Raw genomic sequence first — 19,311 nt, forward strand, 5'->3', positions numbered from 1 at the left:
TATGAATGATTTTGCGAGTGAGATTGCTAGAGAATTACAAAGATATGCGAATGTTGTGGAAGAAGAATTACTGACAGCGCAAGAAGAAGTTTCTGATGTTGCCGTAGAAAAATTAAAGCAGAAAAGTCCTAAAAAAACAGGTGCATATCGTAAAGGTTGGCGTAAGAAAAAAGAAGGCAATGGTGTTGTTATCCATAATACTCAAGGACAATTAACACACCTATTAGAAAAAGGACATGCGAAAGTTGGCGGTGGGCGTGTTCCGGCACAGGTGCATATCCGTCCAGTTGAAGAATATGTAATTGATGAATTGCCAAGACGTATTGAAAGGGCGGTTCAACAATGACGTTAGGTGAATTAACAAAAATCCTTGAGGCTACAGGTTATCCTGTGGCTTATTCGCATTTCACAGCAACGCCGACCAAGCCAGTTCCAGCGCCACCTTATATATGTTTCCTTGTGGATGGATCAGCAAATTTAATGGCTGATAACAAGGTGTATCACAAGATAGACGATGTAAATATTGAACTTTACACAACTAAAAAAGATTTAGTTGCAGAAGAAAAACTTGAAAAAGTCCTAGACGATCATGAAATTCCTTATGACTCATATGGGACTTTTATTGAATCTGAAAAAATGTATCAAAAAATTTATGAAACGAGGTTGATGTAGGTGAATAAAGAAAATAAAGTTACGTTTGGTCTGAAGAATGTACATTATGTTCCATATGATGTTCAAGACTTTTTAGTGAAATTTGGTACACCGATTCCATTGCCTGGTGGGGTTGAACTAACATTTGAACCGCGTGGTGATTTAATTGAATTCTATGCAGATGACATGCTTTATTACGCAGCAAGTAATAACCAAGGTTACGATGGAACATTAAGTATTGCTACTATCCCAGAAAAATTTGCTATCGATGCACTGGGTGAGGAATTAGATGAAACGGATGGCGTATTAAATGAATTAGCTGATGCAAAAGGAAAACCGTTCGCTTTATTATTTGAGTTTGATGGTGACGTGAACGCAACTCGACATGTTATGTATAACTGTTCAGCAAGTCGTCCAACACTTGCATCCAAAACAAAAACAAGTTCGGCTGAACCAAATACAAATGAACTGAAGTTTGTTTCTAGCCCAATTGTTTTAGTACCAGGTGGAAGACCAATGGTTAAAACGAAAACGACTGCTAAAACAACACAAGCAATTTACGATAACTGGTACAAAGAAGTGTACGTTAAAAAACCAGCAGCACCAAAAGGAGCGTAAGTAAATGGAAAAGACGATTACAATCGATGGAAAGCAAGTCAAATTAAAAGCTACAGCAGCAACAGTTAAGCGATATAAAGCACAATTCAGACGTAATTTATTTGCAGATTTGATGGGGTTAGGGGCAATTAATGCTTTAGCTTCATCAAATGGGACAGAACAACCTATTGATATGTCTAATGTCGATATGAGTAAAGTAGATTTTGAACTTATTTATGACTTAACGTGGTTATACGCTAAAACGGCTGATTCTAATATTCCTGATCCTATGACATGGCTAGATGGATTTGAAGAATTCCCAATTGAAGAAATTATGCCTGCGGTCATGGAATTAGTTCAGGTTACTATGGGAGCAAAAAAAAAATAAAGAAAAATAATGGAGAGCAAGGGACATTCAGTGATGAGGAATTTACTACTGAACTGTTTCTTGCTCTTTGTTATAAAGCGAAATTAACACGCTGGGATTTAGAAGATATGACAATTGGTGATTGTTTTGATTACATTGCTGAATTCGCTGAGCTAGAGAATCCAGATAAAGAAAAAGTTAGAAAGGCAAATCAAAAAGACTTCGATTCATTCTAAGAAAGGGGTGAGAAAATGGCAGGGAGAATTAAAGGGATTACGATAGAAATTGGTGGTAACACTCAGCCGTTACAAAACGCTCTAAAAGATGTTAATAAACAAAGCGATTCTTTAGCTAAAGAACTAAAAGATGTCGAGCGTTTGTTAAAGTTTGACCCTGGTAATGTGGAAGCATTAGCGCAAAAACAACAGTTACTTACACAGCAGATTGAAAATACAACGCAAAAACTAGATAAGTTGAAAGCAGCGGAACAACAAGTACAAGCTCAATTTCAAAACGGTAAAATTTCTGAAGAACAATATCGTGCATTCAGGCGTGAAATTGAATTTACAGAAGGATCGCTTAATGGTCTGAAAAATAAACTCGGAAACATGAAAGCTGAGCAAGAGAATGTAGCGAGTTCTACAAGGCAATTAGAAACATTATTTAGAGCTACAGGAAAAAGCGTTGATGATTTTGCAGGAGCATTAGGAAATCGTCTTGTGAATGCAATTCGAAATGGAACAGCTACAAGTCGACAGTTAGAGCAAGCGATTGGAATTATTGGCCGTGAAGCATTAGGCGCAGAAACTGATATAGAGAAATTACAAAGAGCTCTTCGATCTGTGGATGCTGGAAATTCCATACGGCAAGTACAAAATGAGTTAAGAGAATTACAACAAGAAGCTGGTAGAACCGAAAAGAAGTTTGAAGGACTACAAGTAGGATTAGAAAACGTTATTGGTGGATTAGCGGCTGGTGGCGGAATCGCAACAGCTATTGAAAAAGCGATGGATATGTCAAAATTAAAAACAAAGATCGATATTACATTTGATGTTCCGGAGTCCTCTAAAAAATCAGTAGAGGAAGCTATTAGAGGTGTTACCGCTTATGGTGTTGATGCAGAAGCATCTTTAGAAGGGGTCCGTAGGCAATGGGCTTTAAATAAAGATATAAGTGATGAAGCGAATGCAGCAATCGTTAGGGGAGCGGCAGCAATTTCAGCTTCTTATGAAGGTATAGATTTTACAGAATTAATTCAAGAAACATATGAAATAGGAAATGAATTAGGGATAACGCAAGATAGTGCTCTTGGTATGGTTGATGCGTTGTTAAAAATGGGCTTTCCACCAGAACAGCTAGACATCATTGCTGAATATGGTAGTCAACTAACCCGTGCAGGCTTTAAAGCTGAGGAAGTCCAAGCAATTATGGAAGCAGGCGTTGAAACAGGTAGTTGGAATATTGATAATCTCTTAGATGGGCTTAAAGAAGGTAGGGTTAAATTAAATGAATTCGCACAAGGAGCTGACAAAGCTTTAAAAGAAGCACTTGATGGTTCTGGTATTGCAACTGAACAAATAGAAAAATGGGGTGCATCTGTCGCTAAGGGTGGAAGAGATGGTGCCGCAGCGATGGTAGAAGTAGCTAAAGCTATTGATGGAATAGAAGACCCAATTAAGAAAAATCAAGTTGGGGTTAAAGTCCTAGCCACTATGTTTGAAGACCAAGGGCAAAATCTAACAAACACTTTAATAAGGTCTTCAGAAAAAACAGTAGACTTACAGAAGAATCAAGATAATCTAAATGAATCAGTTAAAAAATTAGATACAAACCCAGTTGTAAAGTTCCAAAAAGCAATGGGAGATTTACAAATGGCTCTTGAACCTATACTAGGGGTAATTGCTGATGTTGTTGCTAGTATTGCTGATTGGATTTCTAATAATCCAGAATTAGCAGCGACATTAGCAGCTGTTGCAACGGCTATTGGGGTAATTTCAGGGGCACTTATGGCAATTGCACCAATAGTTGTAGCTGTCATGGGTGTATTTGAAATCGGAGCCGCCGCCGCACTAGGCATAGTTGCCATAGTTCCTATTATCATAGCAGCTATAGTTGCTCTAGGAATTGCCATTTATCAAAATTGGGATTCTATAAAACAGTGGACAATAGATACATGGAATTCTATTAAGGAATATTTAATAGAACTTTGGGACGGTATTGTTCAATCCTCTAGCGATGCATGGAATTCATTTTTAGAAACAATGCATTCATTCTTTGATCCAATAGGCCAGTTTTTTAGTGATTTATGGACGGGAATAGGGCAAATATGTAGTGATACGTGGAATTCTATTGTTGAATTCTTTTCAGGAGCTTGGGCCTCATTCACTGAAATGATGCATAGTTTCTTTGATCCGATAGGTGAATTCTTTAGTAGTCTATGGTCCGGAATTGTGGAAACAGCTTCCTCTTGGTGGACTTCTTTAACTGAAACAGCGTCTGAATTGTGGGGATTATTAACGCAAGCATGGCAAGAAACCTGGGATACGATTCTTACTGTGTTAGATCCAATTATTTCGGCAGTTTCTACCGTTTTAGAAGCTGGTTGGTTGTTAATACAGGCAGGTGCACAAATTGCATGGGCAGCAATCTGTCAATACATTATCCAACCAATCCAGGAAGCTTACGACTGGGTAAGTACACAAATCGGTGAAATGGTCACTTGGCTTGGTACACAATGGGAAATTGCGAAAGCTATGGCGCAAATCGCTTGGGGACTATTTAAGCAATATATTATTCAACCTGTCATAGATACTTGGAACTTAGTAAAAGAAAAGTTTGGCGATTTAGTTTCTTGGCTAAATTCGAAATGGGAAACAGTTAAATCATATACTTCTGCAGCGTGGAATTTAGTAAAACAATATGTCATTCAGCCTGTTCAGGAATTGTGGAACGCAACAAAAGAAAAGTTAAATGATTTATCCAATTGGATATTAGGAAATTGGGCGAAAATAAAAGGGTATACACTTGAAGCTTGGAAGATGGTTTACACATATATCGTTGAACCAATTATTTCAGCTTATAATTCTGCAAAAGAGAAATTCAATGATATGTACAACACAGCACGGGAAAAATTTGATTCTGTAAAGAATGCAGCTCAAGAAAAATTTGAAGCAGCTAAACGTTTTATTATTGATCCAATTAAAGATGCAGTTGACAGCGTAGAAAAATTTATTGGGAAGATCAAGAGTTTCTTTAGTGACTTGAAGTTAAAGATTCCTAAACCTGAAATGCCACCTCTTCCACACTTTAGCTTGCAAACTAGTACGAAAAATGTCTTAGGGAAGGATATTACGTTCCCTTCTGGACTCAATATAGATTGGCGTGCAAAAGGTGGTATCTTCACTAAACCGACTATCTTCGGAATGAATGGTGGCAACCTACAAGGTGCAGGAGAAGCCGGCAAAGAAGCGGTTTTACCTTTGAATAAAAAGACACTTGGAGATATTGGTGCAGGAATCGTAGCAGCCATGCCAAGACAACAATTTGCTGTATCAGGAGAAATAAACCAATTAGTGGATGATATGAGCCGTATGATGGCTAGTTCCGCAAGTCAATTAGCAGGATTAAAGACCGTTATGAGTGGTGTGTATGGAAGTATGTCAAACAGTAGACAAGCCATGACAAATAGTGTATCAAATCAAGTAATTAATAATTCTTTCGGATCATCTGGAGGCGGAGTAATTCCAATGCTTGGTGGTGATTTAGTTGTGGAAGTACCTGTTAGTTTAGAAGGAAGAGACGTGGCGCGCGGTACTTATCGTTATACAACCGAGTATCAAGAAAGAGAAGCAAAAAGAAACTCAGACTTTTAGGTTTGGGTTTCTTTTATTTTATAAAGAAATGAGGTGTCAAAATGAGCTCTTTTACATTTAACAATCAACGAAAAGAATATATTCAAATAGAAAAAGGATGGAGTCCACCAACATGGGCACCTCTAAAACGTAATTTCTTAAAAACACCTGGATATCCAGGTGCAAGATTATTAGGAACGGATACAGATCCTCGTCCACTTCCTGTTCCTGTAGGAATTATCGTTCCAGATAGAACAGATTTAGAAACGTTAAAAGAAGAAATAGCAGCATGGTTAATTACAGAAGAAGCAGTCGAGCTAGTATTTGATGCAACTCCTGACCGAACATATTTAGCTATAATTGATGAAGATTTTAATCCTGATGATTTCGTTACGTTAGGTAAAGGTACTTTGAAATTTATTTGTCCAATGCCTTATAAATTAGGACCTACTCGAACAGTAGATTTTCAAACAGGTGCGCTTGGGTTAACAGCAAATGTTCAAAACAAAGGAACCGTTCATTCTAATCCTATTATCGAGGTTAACATTACGAAACCAAACACTTTTTTAGATGTATGGTTCGGCGGAGTATCCTTAAGTGATCGAGATTATTTTCGTATCGGTATGCCACTTAAAACTGTAGAAAAGCCTGTAGAAAGGAATCAACGTATCGTATGGGATGAAATGGCTACTACGGTCGGATGGAGTAAAGTCAGCGCAATGGAAGATGGTGAGCCAGTCGGTGAAATGAAATCAGATAAATATCAATTTTATTGTTCTGATTTTGGTACTGGAACAGCTAAAGGATGGCATGGTGCAGCTGTTAAAAAGAGTATACCTGGTGGTCCAGTACAAGATTTTATTATGCAAGCCTACGTAACTTGTAAGAGTAAGAAAATCAATGAAATGGGACGAGTTGAGATAGCAATACTCGATGAAAATAGTAAGGTACTTTCAAAAATTGCTATGAACGATCTCTATTGGCAAGCTGAACAAAATTTTGGAACGATGGTTATTGGATACGATAACAAGCCAGGGAAAACAGGGTTGATTTATGAGAGCGGTGATTATCCAAATACATGGAATCAATATTTTGGTCGATTATGGATAGCTAGAACAGGGAATGTGTGGGAAGCGTATATTTCGAAATTTCTTCCAGGGACAGAAAAAGATGATTCAGAACGTTTTGCACGATGGACAGACGAAAATAACTATCATATGGAAAAAGCAGCTCAAATACAGATTAGTATTATGCAATGGCAAGATGTACCGCCAGTAGAAGCGATGTCTGTTAGTGATTTAAAGTTTTGGAAAGTAAATTTAAATACCAAAAATAAACCGCCTTATATAGTAGATGTGGGCGATAAAGTTGTAATTGATACAGAAAATAGTCATGTAACGATTGAAGGGAAGGATGCAATTAATATTAAGGACTTTTTCAGTAATTTTCCTGTCATTAATAAAGGTATGCATACACTAGAAATCATGCCTCCTGATATCGGAACAGCAAAGGTTAAATATAGGGAGCGGTTTAGATGAGAACACCAAGTGGAATCTTACATATTATTGATTTTAAAACGAGTCAAACCGTTTCAGCTATACAACCAAAAGATTATTGGGATGATAAACGTCATTGGGAAATCAAGAATAATATCGATACTTTAGAGTTTAAAGTATTTGATAACACGAAATATGCAGCAACACTTATGCAACAAAACTTAGTATTAAAAGAAGTAAGGGATGGGCGTATTGTTCCCTATGTAATCACTGAAGTAGAAAAGGACCCAAACGATAGATCCGTAATTACTTACGCATCGGGTGCATGGATTAATCTTGCTAAAGATGATTATATTCGTCCACAGAAAATTGAAGGCAAGACAGTAAATGAATTTATGGATATTGCTCTCGTAGGTACAAAATGGAAGCGTGGTAAAACGGAGTACGCTGGATTTCATTCTATGACTATTGACGAATTTATAGATCCATTGAGTTTCTTAAAAAAGATTGCTTCCCTATTTGAACTAGAAATTATATACCATGTTGAAGTGGCTGGTTCTCAAATTGTAGGTTGGTATGTAGACATGGTGAAAAAAAGAGGAAGAGAAACCGGAAAGGAAGTCACGTTAGGTAAAGATTTAGTTGGAATTAAGCGTATTGAAAACTCACAAAACATTTGTACCGCTTTAATTGGTTTTATCAAAAAAGAAGGCGGAGAAGTTCTCACTATCGCAGATATAAACAAAGGTATGCCATATATTGTGGATAACGATGCTTTTCAACGTTGGAACGAAAAAGGTAAACATAAATTTGGATTTTACACACCAGAAACAGAACAAGATATAACACCAGAACGTTTATTGACTCTTATGAAAACAGAATTAGCAAAACGTGTGAATACCTCGGTTTCTTATGATGTTCAAGCACAAAGTATAGGGCGTGTATTTGGACTAGCTCACGAGTTAATCAATGAGGGAGATACAATTCGAATTAAAGATACTGGATTCACACCTAAGCTTTATTTAGAAGCGAGAACAATCGCTGGCGATGAATCTTTTACCGATCCTACGCAAGATAAATATGTGTTTGGTGATTATCGCGAAATTACTGATCCAAACGAAGAACTACGAAAGATATATAATCGTATTCTTAGTTCACTAGGAAGTAAGCAAGAACTGATAGATCAGTTAGATAAATTAGTGAAAGATGCAAATGAAACAGCTAATAATGCTAAGAAAGAATCCGAAGCGGCGAAAACATTGGCTGAAAAGGTTCAAGAGAATCTTAAAAATAACACGGTAGACATCATTGAAGCTAAGAATCCACCGACCACGGGACTGAAACCTTATAAAACACTTTGGCGTGATATTAGTAATGGAAAGCCTGGTATTTTGAAAATATGGACAGGCGCAGCTTGGGAATCGGTTGTACCAGATGTTGAATCTGTTAAGAAAGAAACACTTGAGCAGGTTAATAAAGATATTGAGTCCACAAAAACAGAATTAAACCAAAAGGTACAAGAAGCACAGAATCAAGCTACAGGACAATTCAATAAAGTACAGGAAGGTTTACAAGGTTTCAGTCGTACAATTTCTAATATCGAAAATAAACAAGGTGAAATCGATAAGAAAGTAACTCAGTTTGAACAGGATTCTAATGGATTTAAAACTTCTATTGAATCGTTAACTAAAAAAGATAATGAAATTAGCAATAAATTAAATATAGTCGAACAAACTGTAGAAGGTACAAAGAAGACTATTTCTGATGTGCAGCAAACAACAAATGAGCTTAAGAAAACAACAACTGATATTAAAGAAGAAGCTGGGAAAATCTCAATAAAGTTAGAACAGGTTGAGGCTCGTACTGTAGGTGGTGAAAACTGGCTAATCAATACAGGTCCAAACGAAAGACCTCAAACAATCGGGATGATCGGTGGCGCGGTATTGAATAAAGTTACATCATTTGTTCAGCCTGGCGAATACGTAGCGATTGAATGTCAAGATCATACAGATGCCTTTTATCAATTCCATCTAGATAATACTAAGATAGGAGACTTTGAAAAAGGGAAAGATATAACAATATCTTTAGACATTCAAAATGATGTTCTTTTAGATTTTATTTTATTCCAATACATCAACGGATCGTGGAGTGAGTCAGTACAAAAGCCTGTGCCAGCTAAAGACTGGCGTCGTGAGTCATGGACGTTTAAAATCGATGTTCGTGCTACTGGTTGGGGATTTAGAATTCGTTTTGCTAGAAATGAAGCATCTAAAGGGAAAAGGTTCCGTTTCAAGAAAGCTAAACTCGAAAAAGGATCTGTTCCAACAGACTTCAGCAAATCAACATATGAATTAGAGCAAAGTGTGGATGGTGTAAAATCTACTGTAACTAAGGTGCAGGATAACCAAGCCGGATTCGAAAAACGCATGACTACAGTAGAACAAACAGCAACTGGATTATCTTCCACAGTGAGCAATTTAAATAATGTAGTATCAGATCAAGGGAAAAAGCTTACTGATGCAAATACAAAACTCGAACAACAGGCAACAGCAATCGGTGCAAAAGTGGAGCTTAAACAAGTAGAAAATTATGTTGCTGGATTTAAGATACCTGAGTTGAAGCAAACAGTCGATAAAAATAAACAAGATTTGTTGGGCGAATTAGCTAACAAACTTGCGACTGAGCAATTTAATCAAAAAATGACTATGATTGATAACCGCTTTACTATCAATGAACAGGGTATAAATGCTTCAGCCAAAAAGACAGAGGTATATACAAAAGAGCAAGCAAATGGGCAATTTGCAACATCATCTTATGTAAGAGATATGGAAACCCGTCTTCAGTTAACGGAAAAAGGCGTTAGTATATCTGTAAAAGAAAACGATGTAATCGCAGCATTCAATATGAGTAAAGAAAACATTACTTTGAATGCTAACAGAATTAACTTAGTAGGTTTTATTACAGCAAATCATATCAAAGGACAAGTTTTAGAAGGAGTAACACTTAAAACGAGTGGAAATAGATTTGTTGAAATAAATAAGCAAGACATGAAGATTTTCGATGCAGATAGGCCGCGTGGTTATATAGGATTTATGGAAGCAAATGACGGAAGTATTCAACCTTCATTAGTCCTTGGTTCTGATAATAGAAAATACGCCGGCACAGGATCGTTTTATATTTATCAAGTCATGCCGCGAATTAATGGAGTCGATCAACCTTCTAAAGCGTATGCAACATTTGGGATTTCTAAAGGAGAAAATGCAGAAGGCACTAATATATGGTCATCTTATATTAATATGCAGAATGACGGTGGACATCTTTATGCATATGCAGCCGGAAGATTATACTTTGATAATTTGAATGACATTGTTTTTAACTCAGTGGGATGGGCTCGAGGATACGGGAAGTTTATAGTGACAACCACAGAGCCACATTATTTTAAAAATGACTATGGTGAGTTTCATTTTGATAGAAAAAGTACTGGTAACAGTATATACTTCGTCAATGGCGTTAATGATCATGATTTAAACATAGGAAGATTAATGCTAAGAGCAAGTCTTGTATCAGGCTATGATATGAATTTACAAATTAAAGATGTGTATGGTAATGGATGGCGAGATATAGAATTAAGAACGCTGCGAGCGCAAGAAAATGTAAATGCCAATGGTCAAATGTGGGCGAAAGCATTTAATCCTACATCAGCTAGGAATATGAAAGAAAACATAAAAGATATTCCTTTCTCAGCTCTTGATAAAATCATGAGTTTAGCTATCAAACAGTACAACTTCAAGGACGACATGTATGATCTGTATCAAATGCGTGTGAACAAGCCGGAAGAACAAACAGAACCATATACAACAAAAGAAATTGAAACGTATTTCGGTATGATTGCAGATGATACGGAAGATATATTTACAGATAAAGAGAAACGGGCCATTAATTTATATAATACTGTTTCAATCTTTATTGCAGCTTTCCAACAGCAGTATCATCAATTTAACGAAGAGTTAACTACTGTTAAAAGTGAGAATAAACAACTAAAAGAGCAAGTTGTAACACTGACAAACGATGTGTCTACATTAAAAGAATTAGTACAAAAATTAATAAATGAAAAGCCAGAGCAGCCATAAGCTGTTTTTTATTTTGTATAAAATACGGTTTTTAGAGACAAATGTATGATAACCTGCTTTTTATTTTTAGAAAAAGTTTATGGTGGGGTTCTATGATGACACGATTAGAACAGGTACTGAGTATAAAGAAAGGGCGACTGTAAGCGGAGTGTAAATGGTTCAAAATATTAACGAGCAGATTTGATGCATGGCAAGTTATCTTTGTAAAAGAACCGAACATTAAGATTAATAAAAAGTGATTTAAAAACGTTACTCTTGATGTCAATTAAATCACTAATATTAATTAATCTTATGAATTTACGTTTTCATGATTCCCTAAGTTTGAATCATAATGATTATTTTCTGAATGATCCTGAGCACTTTTCATAGACGCTGTAATAAATGCGGTTGTCATTACGGCATTCATCCAGTCAGCTTCAGCATCATTAGTATTTGTTCCTGAATCGTTATGATTACCATTTTTTTGTATTGAGTAAGGATTTTTTAATTCTTTTTTAATAGATTTGTAATCTTGTTTCTTCCTGTCAAAACGCTTCATAATTATTAATAACATCAAGCATACAATGAAGACTATTAAAGAGAAAATTATACTTTCCATGTGCACACCCACTTTCTACTTTATACAATAACAAATAAAACGGTACAATAATAGATTATAAGGGGATTCTTAAAAGTAATACTATTCTGAATAGAATGCGGTTTTTGTTTTGAAATTTCTGCGAAATATTCACCATAAATAAGGTTGTCTCATATCATGTAGAGATTGCTTTATTAAGATTTTAAAAGGATGTGAATATATTGGAAGATGTATATGTAAAAATCGACAGTTTAAAAGCAGAACAAAAAGAAATTATGCGAGATATTCGTAATTTAGAAACTCGCACAACAATTAATGAGAAAGACATCACCACAATTAATAAGCAATTAGAAAAGATTAGCATGAATACAACTTGGATTTTACGAATCATTATTAGTGCAATCACTATGTCAGTTTTGGGTTTAATATTAAAAGGGATGATTTAATATTATTAAAATAAAAGTACTTATTGAGAGAGGGACAAGCGTCTCTCTTTTTTATTGTAAATAAGGAGATGAAAAGATGGATCGTATTGATGTATTAATGAAAGCATTTATCGCTACATTTGGCGGATTTTGTGGGTATTTCTTGGGAGGATGGGATGCAACATTGAAAATCTTAGTGACGATGGCAGTTATTGATTATTTAACTGGCATGATTGCAGCAGGATATAACGGAGAATTAAAAAGTAAAGTTGGTTTCAAAGGCATCGCCAAAAAGGTGGTGCTTTTTCTTTTGGTCGGAGCGGCCGCTCAACTAGATTCAGCAATGGGAAGTAACAGCGCAATCCGTGAAGCGACTATTTTCTTCTTCATGGGCAATGAGTTACTTTCACTTTTAGAAAACGCTGGTCGTATGGGGATTCCCTTACCTTCAGCATTAACAAATGCAGTTGAAATTTTGGGTGGAAAACAAAAACAAGAAGAGAAAAAGGAGATGTTCAATAATGGAAATTAGAAAAAAATTAGTTGACCCAAGTAAATATGGTACAAAGTGTCCTTATACAATGAATCCAGAATTTATTACAGTTCATAATACGTATAATGATGCTACAGCACAAAATGAAGTAGCTTATATGATTCGTAATGACAACCAAGTTTCGTTTCATATCGCGGTAGATGATAAGGAAGCTGTACAAGGTCTACCGTTAGATCGTAATGCATGGGCTTGTGGTGATGGAAATGGTTCAGGTAATCGTAGATCTATTAGTGTAGAAATTAGTTATTCTTTAAATGGTGGAGATCGATATTATAAAGCGGAAGACAATGCAGCTATCGTTGTAGCTCAACTCATGAAACAGTTCAATATTACAATTAGTAAAGTTCGTACACACCAATCATGGAGCGGGAAGTATTGTCCTCATCGTATGTTAGCAGAAGGACGATGGGATAGCTTCATTAAAAGAGTCCAAAATGCATACAATGGAGGTGGTAAAGTAACTCCTACACCTATTCCTCCGGCAAATAATGGGACAGGTATTGCGTATATTGAAGGGAATGGCGTTAACCTTCGTAAAGGGCCAGGTACTGGATACGGGGTTATTCGTCAATTAGGTAAAGGTGAGTCCTACGAAGTATGGGGACAATCAAACGGATGGTTAAACCTTGGTGGCGATCAGTGGACTTATAACGATCCATCATATATTCGTTATACAGGAGGGGATGCACCGGCACCTTCTAAACCTTCAAATGATGGCATTGGTGTAGTAACCATTACAACTGATGTATTACGAGTTCGTACTGGTCCAGGAACTAACTATGGCGTCGTGAAAAATGTGTACCATGGTGAAAAATATCAAACGTGGGGATATAGAGATGGTTGGTATAATGTTGGCGGCGATCAATGGGTTTCTGGTGAATATGTGAAGTTTGAAAAGTAAAACATATTACTATACAAAAGAATAATTTTATGAACAAATACAAAAGCCGTCCTGTTGGGCGGCTTTTATATTTTTGAAGCTAAATAATAGATAATAAATTTCTCAATATTTGAGCTTCTTTTAGGATGTATATTTAAGTAAAAGTAAATTTATAAAGGAAGGAATAAGGAACGATGGAAATAAAATCAAAAGAGTTAATAGCAACTGTAATACCTCGTGAAATTTTTAGTACTGAAAACCTTCCACACGGAACAAAGTTTTTAAAGTGGGAAGTTGAAAATGATAATCATAGTGAGCATATTAGCTTTGATGTAATGAAGAACGTATCTCAGGGAATGGGAAGTACGATATTCAGAGATGTTTTAAGTGGAAATCGAACAAATTTGATACGAAATAATAGCCTTTGTATTGCTAGTCCCAAGGGCTCTAATCTTCCTTTTCAGGTAAGTGTATATGCTATTGTTTTTTAGCGAAAATAAAAATCAAAAAGAATTTTCTCAATACCTTTAATTTACATAAATGATATATTTTAGAAGTGGTTACTGGTTTAACCACTTCTAAAAAAATTTAATTGAGAAAAGGGGAATGTTAATGGAAACGCAAGCACAACAATTAGTAGCGACGGTATTATCTCAACCAAAACCTTTAGATGGACAAAAAAACCGCTCAAGTGGGAATTTTAGTACGGAGAGCCTTCCTTCAGGTACACAATATTTAAAGTGGGAAGTTGAAGGGGGCGGAAATCCAGATCTTGTTAGCTTCAATGTTATGAAAGATGTATCTGCTGGTACAGATCCTGTTGTTTTTCACGATGTATTAAGCGGTAATAGAACAAGTGTAGTATCAGCGAGATCATTATATATTGCGAATCCTAAAAACGCATCGGAACCATTTACTGTAAGTGTGTATGCCATTTATTAATACTTATAAAGTACAAAATAATAAAAGCAAAACATACCATGTAACTGTAAATGAGACCTATGTATATGTGAAATGATTTTTTACAAAAGAATAGTTTTATTAAAATGAATAATAAAAACCAGAGTACTCTTGTGGAGTGCTCTGGTCACATGAGATGATTAACATATGAGAGAAACGTGTTTATTTCATTTTATGTAGTAACATGCTGGAATATGAGAAAAAGACACTCTCCTTGTTGAAAGTGTCTTTTCCTTTATGGATTCTCCGATGACAATCTTAATATATGCGAGGGAAAATATTATATGACTGTAAAATAAAAAGACGCCCCCTTTAGGAAAGCGTCCGTTTTATATAAACTTCTCTCGGTGTCTGTTTCAGTATATGTTGTGTGGAGGATGAATATTACATCCTTAGGACGGTTTTATAAAAAGCTTCAGCTTGTTCTTCCCCGTGAGTTAACAAAGTTAAATACTCATCGAAAAAGTCCAAGATTAGTGAGACTTGATAATCTCGCAATGTCATATGATTGACTACATACATGGTACCTTCAGCAGCAAGGTCATCAGTATACGTCTGTTTCTTGCTCATCCAGTCTTTCCACATTGTTAATGCATGCTCAATACATTGTTTATCTGCTGCGAGACGTTCGTATTCCGATTTCGTTAACATATGTAGCCACTCTCCTTATTCTTCTAACATTTCTTCATAGGTGCTCTTGTAAAAATCAAATAGTTCCTGATCGTTTAAATCTTGAATTAATTGGGTTAGTTCGTTTAGTGTTAATCTAGTTGAAAGTCCAGTCGCAATAGTTGCTAGCTCTATTCTCTCGGAATAGTAGCAAATATAAGCTAAGTCATATTCTTTGAATTTACGCATCTGTTTTCCCTTCATAACTATTTTAATCATTTTAGTTGCACTATTTTGCTAACTATATCTAACAAATCGGGTGCAGTGTGCAAATGGGCAGTTTTTTATTATTATGCAATTAGAATTTACTTTTAGATAATGCCTTTAATATAGGATTTATAATTTTATTCAATAAACAAAACCCCTTAAATATAGACCGAACAACCTTCAAATAATCGCCCCCCTAAAAACAAGAAAATCATACTAATTGTTAGAATGTATTTCATTCAAGAAATAAAAAAGTGCTAACACGTTTGCAAACGTACTTGCTAACGTGTAGACGAAATAGACATAATACATCGCTGATATGTCCTTCATAAAAATAAGCTTATCCAAGTAGATGCTACTAACTCAGAATACTTATGATGATAAGCCTGATACTATGAGTATCATTATACGAAAATAAAAGAGAGTTGTGGGCTTTTTTATAATAATCGAGTAGAAAAAGAGTGGTGGGAGACAATAAAACAGAATTTCTATGTATGATAATTATCGTACGCAGAAAGAAGCGCGTGATAATACGGAGGTTATAATGCGAAAATTATTATATTTTATAGCATGCAGTAGTGTTATACTTTTTACTTTACCGAGTGTGTCAATAGCTCAATATGATGCACCTCTTATGGAAGATGCACTTTATTCTGTTTTATTTCCAAAAATAAATAAAGCAATTGAAAAACAATATGGAAGTTTGAAACCGTATCAATGTCCTAAAATTATTAGTTTAAAAAAAGTGTATAGCGGTACATATTTATTTCAAGCAAGTATTGAAGTGACAAAGTATGAACGTGTTGCTGGGAAAATTGCTCCCCCATTTGAGAAGGTAACGATTACATTTAATAACGAAGAAGGCGAATGGGAAGTGAAAAAGATTTCAGTAAAGCGCTTACCAAATGATACAAAATTAAACTGTAAAAAAACAATATAAAAAATTGTTTGACAAATAAAATGGTCCTTTGGTATTGTTAATAGCAACAATTAGATGTTTGAAAATTAAATAGACTTACCTCATCTACTCTCAAAGGTAGAGGCCGCGATAGGAAAGAGTAAGCTATGGGAGATTTCATGGAATCTGTGATCATAGGCTGAAAGGGACTATTGCCGAAATATAAGAATAACCATCTTATTCATATATTGGGACTACATTGAATAAATGTAGTACTGTCATAAGATTTATTTTATGGAGAGCTATTTGGAGATGTTGATGCGGTTTCTTATTTTGAGGAGATAACAACTCGTTTATTTTTTCAATATATATTTTTCCTAATAAGAAACGCGTGTGAACATTGTTCCGCGCGTTTTTTGTCTATCTAAAAGCGTGCTGCAATGAATAGAAGATTGGGGTTATGAGTTTTAGAGGAAATAAGGGAGGAATTTAAATGTATTTACACGGCACAAGCCGAATTAATGGGCAAGGACACTTAGAAATTGGAGGGTGCGATACGACGCAGCTAGCAAAGCAATACGGAACACCACTTTATGTATACGATGAAGAGTCTATTCGAGGAAAATGCCGAGCATTTCATCGTGCTTTTAAAGAAAGTGGTTTCTCTTATCAAGTAGCATATGCAAGCAAGGCGTTCTTGTGCATGGAGATGTGCCGAGTAGCTCGTGAAGAGAATATGTCATTAGACGTTGTTTCTGGAGGAGAATTATATACTGCGCTCCAAGCAGGATTTCCAGCATCACGTATTCATTTTCATGGAAATAATAAAACAGAAGAAGAGATAGTGATGGCTCTTCAGGCGAATATCGGTTGTTTTGTCGTAGATAATTTCTTTGAATTAGAAGTTTTACACGATTTAGCGATGCAACATGGAAAGTTTGTGAACATATTAATTCGTGTAACGCCTGGAGTAGAGGCGCACACACATGAATATATTACAACAGGCCAAGATGATTCGAAATTTGGATTTGGCGTTTCAAACGGTCAAGCGATGCAGGCAATTGGATTTGCTTTACAAAAATCCAATTATAATGTGCTAGGGATTCATTCACATATCGGATCGCAAATATTTGAAACAGCTGGCTTTGTTCGAGCGATTGAAGTTCTTCGCCAATTTTTAGAAGAAGTGAGAGAGCAAACAAACTATGTAGTAAAAGTGTTAAATGTAGGCGGGGGATTTGGAATACGCTACACAGAGTCGGATACACCGTTAACTCTTGAGACATATGTGCGAGCTGTAACAAGTGCAGTGAGAGAACAATTTACTGTATGTGAATATCCATTGCCAGAAATATGGATTGAACCAGGCCGTAGTATTGTAGGTGATGCTGGGACAACAATTTATACAGTTGGATCTGTGAAAGATATTCCTGGTATTCGGAAATATGTATCAGTCGATGGTGGAATGACAGATAATTTAAGACCTGCTTTATATAGTGCGCGTTATGAAGCAATGTTAGCGAATCGAGGGAATGATGAGAATGAGGAACTCGTTTCGATTGCGGGGAAATGTTGTGAGAGCGGAGATATGTTGATTTGGGATATTCATTTACCGAAAGTCGCTGCTGCTGATTTACTAGCAGTTTCCTGTACAGGAGCCTACGGGTACTCGATGGCGAATAATTACAATCGGATTCGAAGACCAGCCGTTGTCTTTGCAAAAGGCGGAACATCGCAAGTAGTTGTGGAACGCGAAACATATGAAAATATTATTGGGAACGATCGCATACGTATTAAAGAGCTTGTTTAAATAGAAAAAGGAGTTGTTCGGATGGGCAATTCCTTTTTTGTAAAATAAAATAATTAAAATATATCGGAAAACTAGGATTGAAAAAAATCAGAATTGTGATAAAATACAAATACAAAGCTTATCAAGAGAAGCGGAGGGAACTGGCCCGAAGAAGCTCGGCAACCTGCTTATAGAAAGCAAGGTGCTAAATCCAGCAAAATGGAATCCATTTTGAAAGATAAGGTAAAATATATTACCGAACAGTCTTTTCGAAATGGGAAAGATTTTTTTTATGAATAAAAAGGGGGGCTGTTCGCGTGAGTGTACGGGAACATTTTGATGAAGTATCCGAGAAGATTGAAGCGATGCTTGCTGATATGAAATATGGCTCAATTACAATTGTTGTGCAAGATGGAAAAGTAATTCAGTTAGAGAAAAGTGAAAAAGTACGTTTAAAGTGAAAAGCGCTGACTAGAAAAACTAGAGGCGGTTTTAACCTATTTTCATTAGGTTAAAATCGTCTTTTTGCTTTTACAGGGGGAAAAAACATGTTGACGTATGAAACGTGGGAAGAAAATGTTGTTTCGTTTTCGGAAGAAGATGAAACGAAAGGTGCGCTATCAGTATTAAATTGGGCTTATGAAGAGTATAAAGATGAAATCGTCTACGCATGTAGCTTTGGGGTGGAAGGTATGGTATTGCTGCACCTTATAAACCAAGTAAATCCATCTGCTAAAGTTGTATTTTTGGATACAAATGTTCATTTTCAAGAAACATATGAATTAATTCAAAGAGTGAGGGAACGATTTCCTTCATTGAATATTATAGAAAAGCAGCCAGAACTTACACTTGATGAACAGGCGAAGTTGCATGGTGAAAAACTGTGGGAGAGCAATCCGAATCTTTGTTGTAAGATTAGAAAAATTTTACCTTTAGAAAAATCATTAGTCGTGGAAAAAGCATGGATATCGGGCTTAAGAAGGGAACAATCAGAAACACGTAAGCATACAAAGTTTATAAATCAAGATCATCGTTTTCAATCTATTAAAGTTTGTCCACTCATTCATTGGACGTGGAAAGAAGTTTGGCGATATGTATACAAACATAGCTTGCCGTATAACCCGTTGCATGATGTTGGCTATCCAAGTATTGGGTGTGAGAAATGTACTTTACCTGTAGGGGATGGTGGCGATTCAAGAGATGGTAGATGGGCTGGGAAAGTGAAAACCGAATGTGGTCTTCATTATCAATAAGATGAATC

General features: G+C 35.9%; 19 protein-coding genes and 2 riboswitches. Of the genes, 16 read left to right on the plus strand and 3 right to left on the minus strand.

What is annotated here, in order from left to right:
* The first annotated feature begins 1 nt into the window (after nucleotide 1).
* The 7 genes from AC241_RS07420 to AC241_RS07450 all read left to right on the plus strand — a co-directional run bounded on the left by AC241_RS07420 (nucleotide 2) and on the right by AC241_RS07450 (nucleotide 11,092).
* On the plus strand, nucleotides 2-346 hold the full coding sequence (locus AC241_RS07420; protein WP_050843028.1) for an HK97 gp10 family phage protein: 345 nt from the start codon (nucleotides 2-4) through the stop codon (nucleotides 344-346).
* A complete protein-coding gene (locus AC241_RS07425) occupies nucleotides 343-672 on the plus strand; it encodes a hypothetical protein (RefSeq protein ID WP_050843030.1) in 330 nt (109 codons plus the stop codon). The genes AC241_RS07420 and AC241_RS07425 overlap by 4 nt, the downstream gene beginning before the upstream one ends.
* Nucleotides 673-1,269 (plus strand): major tail protein, encoded by a 597-nt coding sequence (locus AC241_RS07430; RefSeq protein ID WP_016124651.1) that lies wholly within the window; start codon nucleotides 673-675, stop codon nucleotides 1,267-1,269. It begins immediately after the preceding gene.
* A gap of 4 nt (nucleotides 1,270-1,273) precedes the next feature.
* Nucleotides 1,274-1,636, plus strand: coding sequence for a hypothetical protein (locus AC241_RS07435; RefSeq protein ID WP_050843032.1), 363 nt, complete (start codon nucleotides 1,274-1,276; stop codon nucleotides 1,634-1,636).
* A gap of 230 nt (nucleotides 1,637-1,866) precedes the next feature.
* The gene (locus AC241_RS07440; RefSeq protein WP_050843034.1) at nucleotides 1,867-5,487 is read left to right on the plus strand and encodes a phage tail tape measure protein; all 3,621 of its coding nucleotides are present in this window, start codon (nucleotides 1,867-1,869) and stop codon (nucleotides 5,485-5,487) included.
* A 41-nt stretch (nucleotides 5,488-5,528) separates the two neighbouring features.
* Entirely contained in the window at nucleotides 5,529-7,004 is a 1,476-nt protein-coding gene (locus tag AC241_RS07445) for a distal tail protein Dit (protein WP_050843037.1), read from the plus strand.
* Nucleotides 7,001-11,092, plus strand: a complete 4,092-nt coding sequence (locus AC241_RS07450; protein ID WP_050843039.1) for a phage tail spike protein — start codon at nucleotides 7,001-7,003, stop codon at nucleotides 11,090-11,092. The genes AC241_RS07445 and AC241_RS07450 overlap by 4 nt, the downstream gene beginning before the upstream one ends.
* A 289-nt stretch (nucleotides 11,093-11,381) precedes the next feature.
* Here AC241_RS07450 and AC241_RS07455 read toward each other — a convergent pair whose 3' ends face one another.
* On the minus strand, nucleotides 11,382-11,690 hold the full coding sequence (locus AC241_RS07455; protein ID WP_050843041.1) for a hypothetical protein: 309 nt from the start codon (nucleotides 11,688-11,690) through the stop codon (nucleotides 11,382-11,384).
* Nucleotides 11,691-11,890: 200 nt separating this feature from the next.
* On the opposite strand from AC241_RS07455, the gene AC241_RS07460 reads away from it, so the two are divergent.
* From AC241_RS07460 to AC241_RS07480, 5 genes are all read left to right on the plus strand, one after another.
* The gene (locus AC241_RS07460) at nucleotides 11,891-12,115 is read left to right on the plus strand and encodes a hypothetical protein (RefSeq protein WP_050843043.1); all 225 of its coding nucleotides are present in this window, start codon (nucleotides 11,891-11,893) and stop codon (nucleotides 12,113-12,115) included.
* A 76-nt stretch (nucleotides 12,116-12,191) separates the two neighbouring features.
* A complete protein-coding gene (locus tag AC241_RS07465) occupies nucleotides 12,192-12,626 on the plus strand; it encodes a phage holin family protein (protein ID WP_050843045.1) in 435 nt (144 codons plus the stop codon).
* A complete protein-coding gene (locus tag AC241_RS07470) occupies nucleotides 12,616-13,548 on the plus strand; it encodes an N-acetylmuramoyl-L-alanine amidase (RefSeq protein ID WP_050843047.1) in 933 nt (310 codons plus the stop codon). The genes AC241_RS07465 and AC241_RS07470 overlap by 11 nt, the downstream gene beginning before the upstream one ends.
* A 173-nt stretch (nucleotides 13,549-13,721) precedes the next feature.
* Nucleotides 13,722-14,018, plus strand: a complete 297-nt coding sequence (locus AC241_RS07475) for a hypothetical protein (RefSeq protein WP_050843049.1) — start codon at nucleotides 13,722-13,724, stop codon at nucleotides 14,016-14,018.
* Between the two features lie 121 nt (nucleotides 14,019-14,139).
* Nucleotides 14,140-14,469, plus strand: a complete 330-nt coding sequence (locus AC241_RS07480; RefSeq protein WP_000449803.1) for a hypothetical protein — start codon at nucleotides 14,140-14,142, stop codon at nucleotides 14,467-14,469.
* Between the two features lie 402 nt (nucleotides 14,470-14,871).
* Here AC241_RS07480 and AC241_RS07485 read toward each other — a convergent pair whose 3' ends face one another.
* Both AC241_RS07485 and AC241_RS07490 read right to left on the minus strand, forming a co-directional pair.
* The gene (locus tag AC241_RS07485; protein ID WP_050843051.1) at nucleotides 14,872-15,138 is read right to left on the minus strand and encodes a hypothetical protein; all 267 of its coding nucleotides are present in this window, start codon (nucleotides 15,136-15,138) and stop codon (nucleotides 14,872-14,874) included.
* A 15-nt stretch (nucleotides 15,139-15,153) separates the two neighbouring features.
* On the minus strand, nucleotides 15,154-15,345 hold the full coding sequence (locus AC241_RS07490; RefSeq protein WP_050843053.1) for a hypothetical protein: 192 nt from the start codon (nucleotides 15,343-15,345) through the stop codon (nucleotides 15,154-15,156).
* Between the two features lie 562 nt (nucleotides 15,346-15,907).
* On the opposite strand from AC241_RS07490, the gene AC241_RS07495 reads away from it, so the two are divergent.
* From AC241_RS07495 to AC241_RS07510, 4 genes are all read left to right on the plus strand, one after another.
* Nucleotides 15,908-16,303: a DUF3888 domain-containing protein gene (locus AC241_RS07495; protein ID WP_029441814.1), complete on the plus strand. Its 396-nt coding sequence runs from the start codon at nucleotides 15,908-15,910 to the stop codon at nucleotides 16,301-16,303.
* Nucleotides 16,304-16,392: 89 nt separating this feature from the next.
* Nucleotides 16,393-16,574: riboswitch (Lysine riboswitch) on the plus strand.
* Between the two features lie 180 nt (nucleotides 16,575-16,754).
* Nucleotides 16,755-18,071, plus strand: coding sequence for a diaminopimelate decarboxylase (lysA, locus tag AC241_RS07500; RefSeq protein WP_029441815.1), 1,317 nt, complete (start codon nucleotides 16,755-16,757; stop codon nucleotides 18,069-18,071).
* A 115-nt stretch (nucleotides 18,072-18,186) separates the two neighbouring features.
* Nucleotides 18,187-18,295: riboswitch (SAM riboswitch) on the plus strand.
* A 72-nt stretch (nucleotides 18,296-18,367) separates the two neighbouring features.
* Nucleotides 18,368-18,511: a YezD family protein gene (locus AC241_RS07505; protein ID WP_000116158.1), complete on the plus strand. Its 144-nt coding sequence runs from the start codon at nucleotides 18,368-18,370 to the stop codon at nucleotides 18,509-18,511.
* An 87-nt stretch (nucleotides 18,512-18,598) separates the two neighbouring features.
* Nucleotides 18,599-19,303: a phosphoadenylyl-sulfate reductase gene (locus AC241_RS07510; protein WP_000959018.1), complete on the plus strand. Its 705-nt coding sequence runs from the start codon at nucleotides 18,599-18,601 to the stop codon at nucleotides 19,301-19,303.
* Nucleotides 19,304-19,311: the final 8 nt, after the last annotated feature.

It is taken from the genome of Bacillus thuringiensis, assembly GCF_001182785.1.
GTDB classification, from domain to species: domain Bacteria; phylum Bacillota; class Bacilli; order Bacillales; family Bacillaceae_G; genus Bacillus_A; species Bacillus_A thuringiensis_S.

Bases quoted from the DNA above. Each gene is read 5' to 3' on its own strand.
- AC241_RS07420 (WP_050843028.1), top strand. From the start codon at position 2: ATGAATGATTTTGCGAGTGAGATTGCTAGAGAATTACAAAGATATGCG.
- AC241_RS07425 (WP_050843030.1), top strand. From the start codon at position 343: ATGACGTTAGGTGAATTAACAAAAATCCTTGAGGCTACAGGTTATCCT.
- AC241_RS07435 (WP_050843032.1), top strand. From the start codon at position 1,274: ATGGAAAAGACGATTACAATCGATGGAAAGCAAGTCAAATTAAAAGCT.
- AC241_RS07440 (WP_050843034.1), top strand. From the start codon at position 1,867: ATGGCAGGGAGAATTAAAGGGATTACGATAGAAATTGGTGGTAACACT.
- AC241_RS07445 (WP_050843037.1), top strand. From the start codon at position 5,529: ATGAGCTCTTTTACATTTAACAATCAACGAAAAGAATATATTCAAATA.
- AC241_RS07450 (WP_050843039.1), top strand. From the start codon at position 7,001: ATGAGAACACCAAGTGGAATCTTACATATTATTGATTTTAAAACGAGT.
- AC241_RS07455 (WP_050843041.1), bottom strand. From the start codon at position 11,690: ATGGAAAGTATAATTTTCTCTTTAATAGTCTTCATTGTATGCTTGATG.
- AC241_RS07465 (WP_050843045.1), top strand. From the start codon at position 12,192: ATGGATCGTATTGATGTATTAATGAAAGCATTTATCGCTACATTTGGC.
- AC241_RS07470 (WP_050843047.1), top strand. From the start codon at position 12,616: ATGGAAATTAGAAAAAAATTAGTTGACCCAAGTAAATATGGTACAAAG.
- AC241_RS07475 (WP_050843049.1), top strand. From the start codon at position 13,722: ATGGAAATAAAATCAAAAGAGTTAATAGCAACTGTAATACCTCGTGAA.
- AC241_RS07480 (WP_000449803.1), top strand. From the start codon at position 14,140: ATGGAAACGCAAGCACAACAATTAGTAGCGACGGTATTATCTCAACCA.
- AC241_RS07485 (WP_050843051.1), bottom strand. From the start codon at position 15,138: ATGTTAACGAAATCGGAATACGAACGTCTCGCAGCAGATAAACAATGT.
- AC241_RS07490 (WP_050843053.1), bottom strand. From the start codon at position 15,345: ATGCGTAAATTCAAAGAATATGACTTAGCTTATATTTGCTACTATTCC.
- AC241_RS07495 (WP_029441814.1), top strand. From the start codon at position 15,908: ATGCGAAAATTATTATATTTTATAGCATGCAGTAGTGTTATACTTTTT.
- lysA (WP_029441815.1), top strand. From the start codon at position 16,755: ATGTATTTACACGGCACAAGCCGAATTAATGGGCAAGGACACTTAGAA.
- AC241_RS07510 (WP_000959018.1), top strand. From the start codon at position 18,599: ATGTTGACGTATGAAACGTGGGAAGAAAATGTTGTTTCGTTTTCGGAA.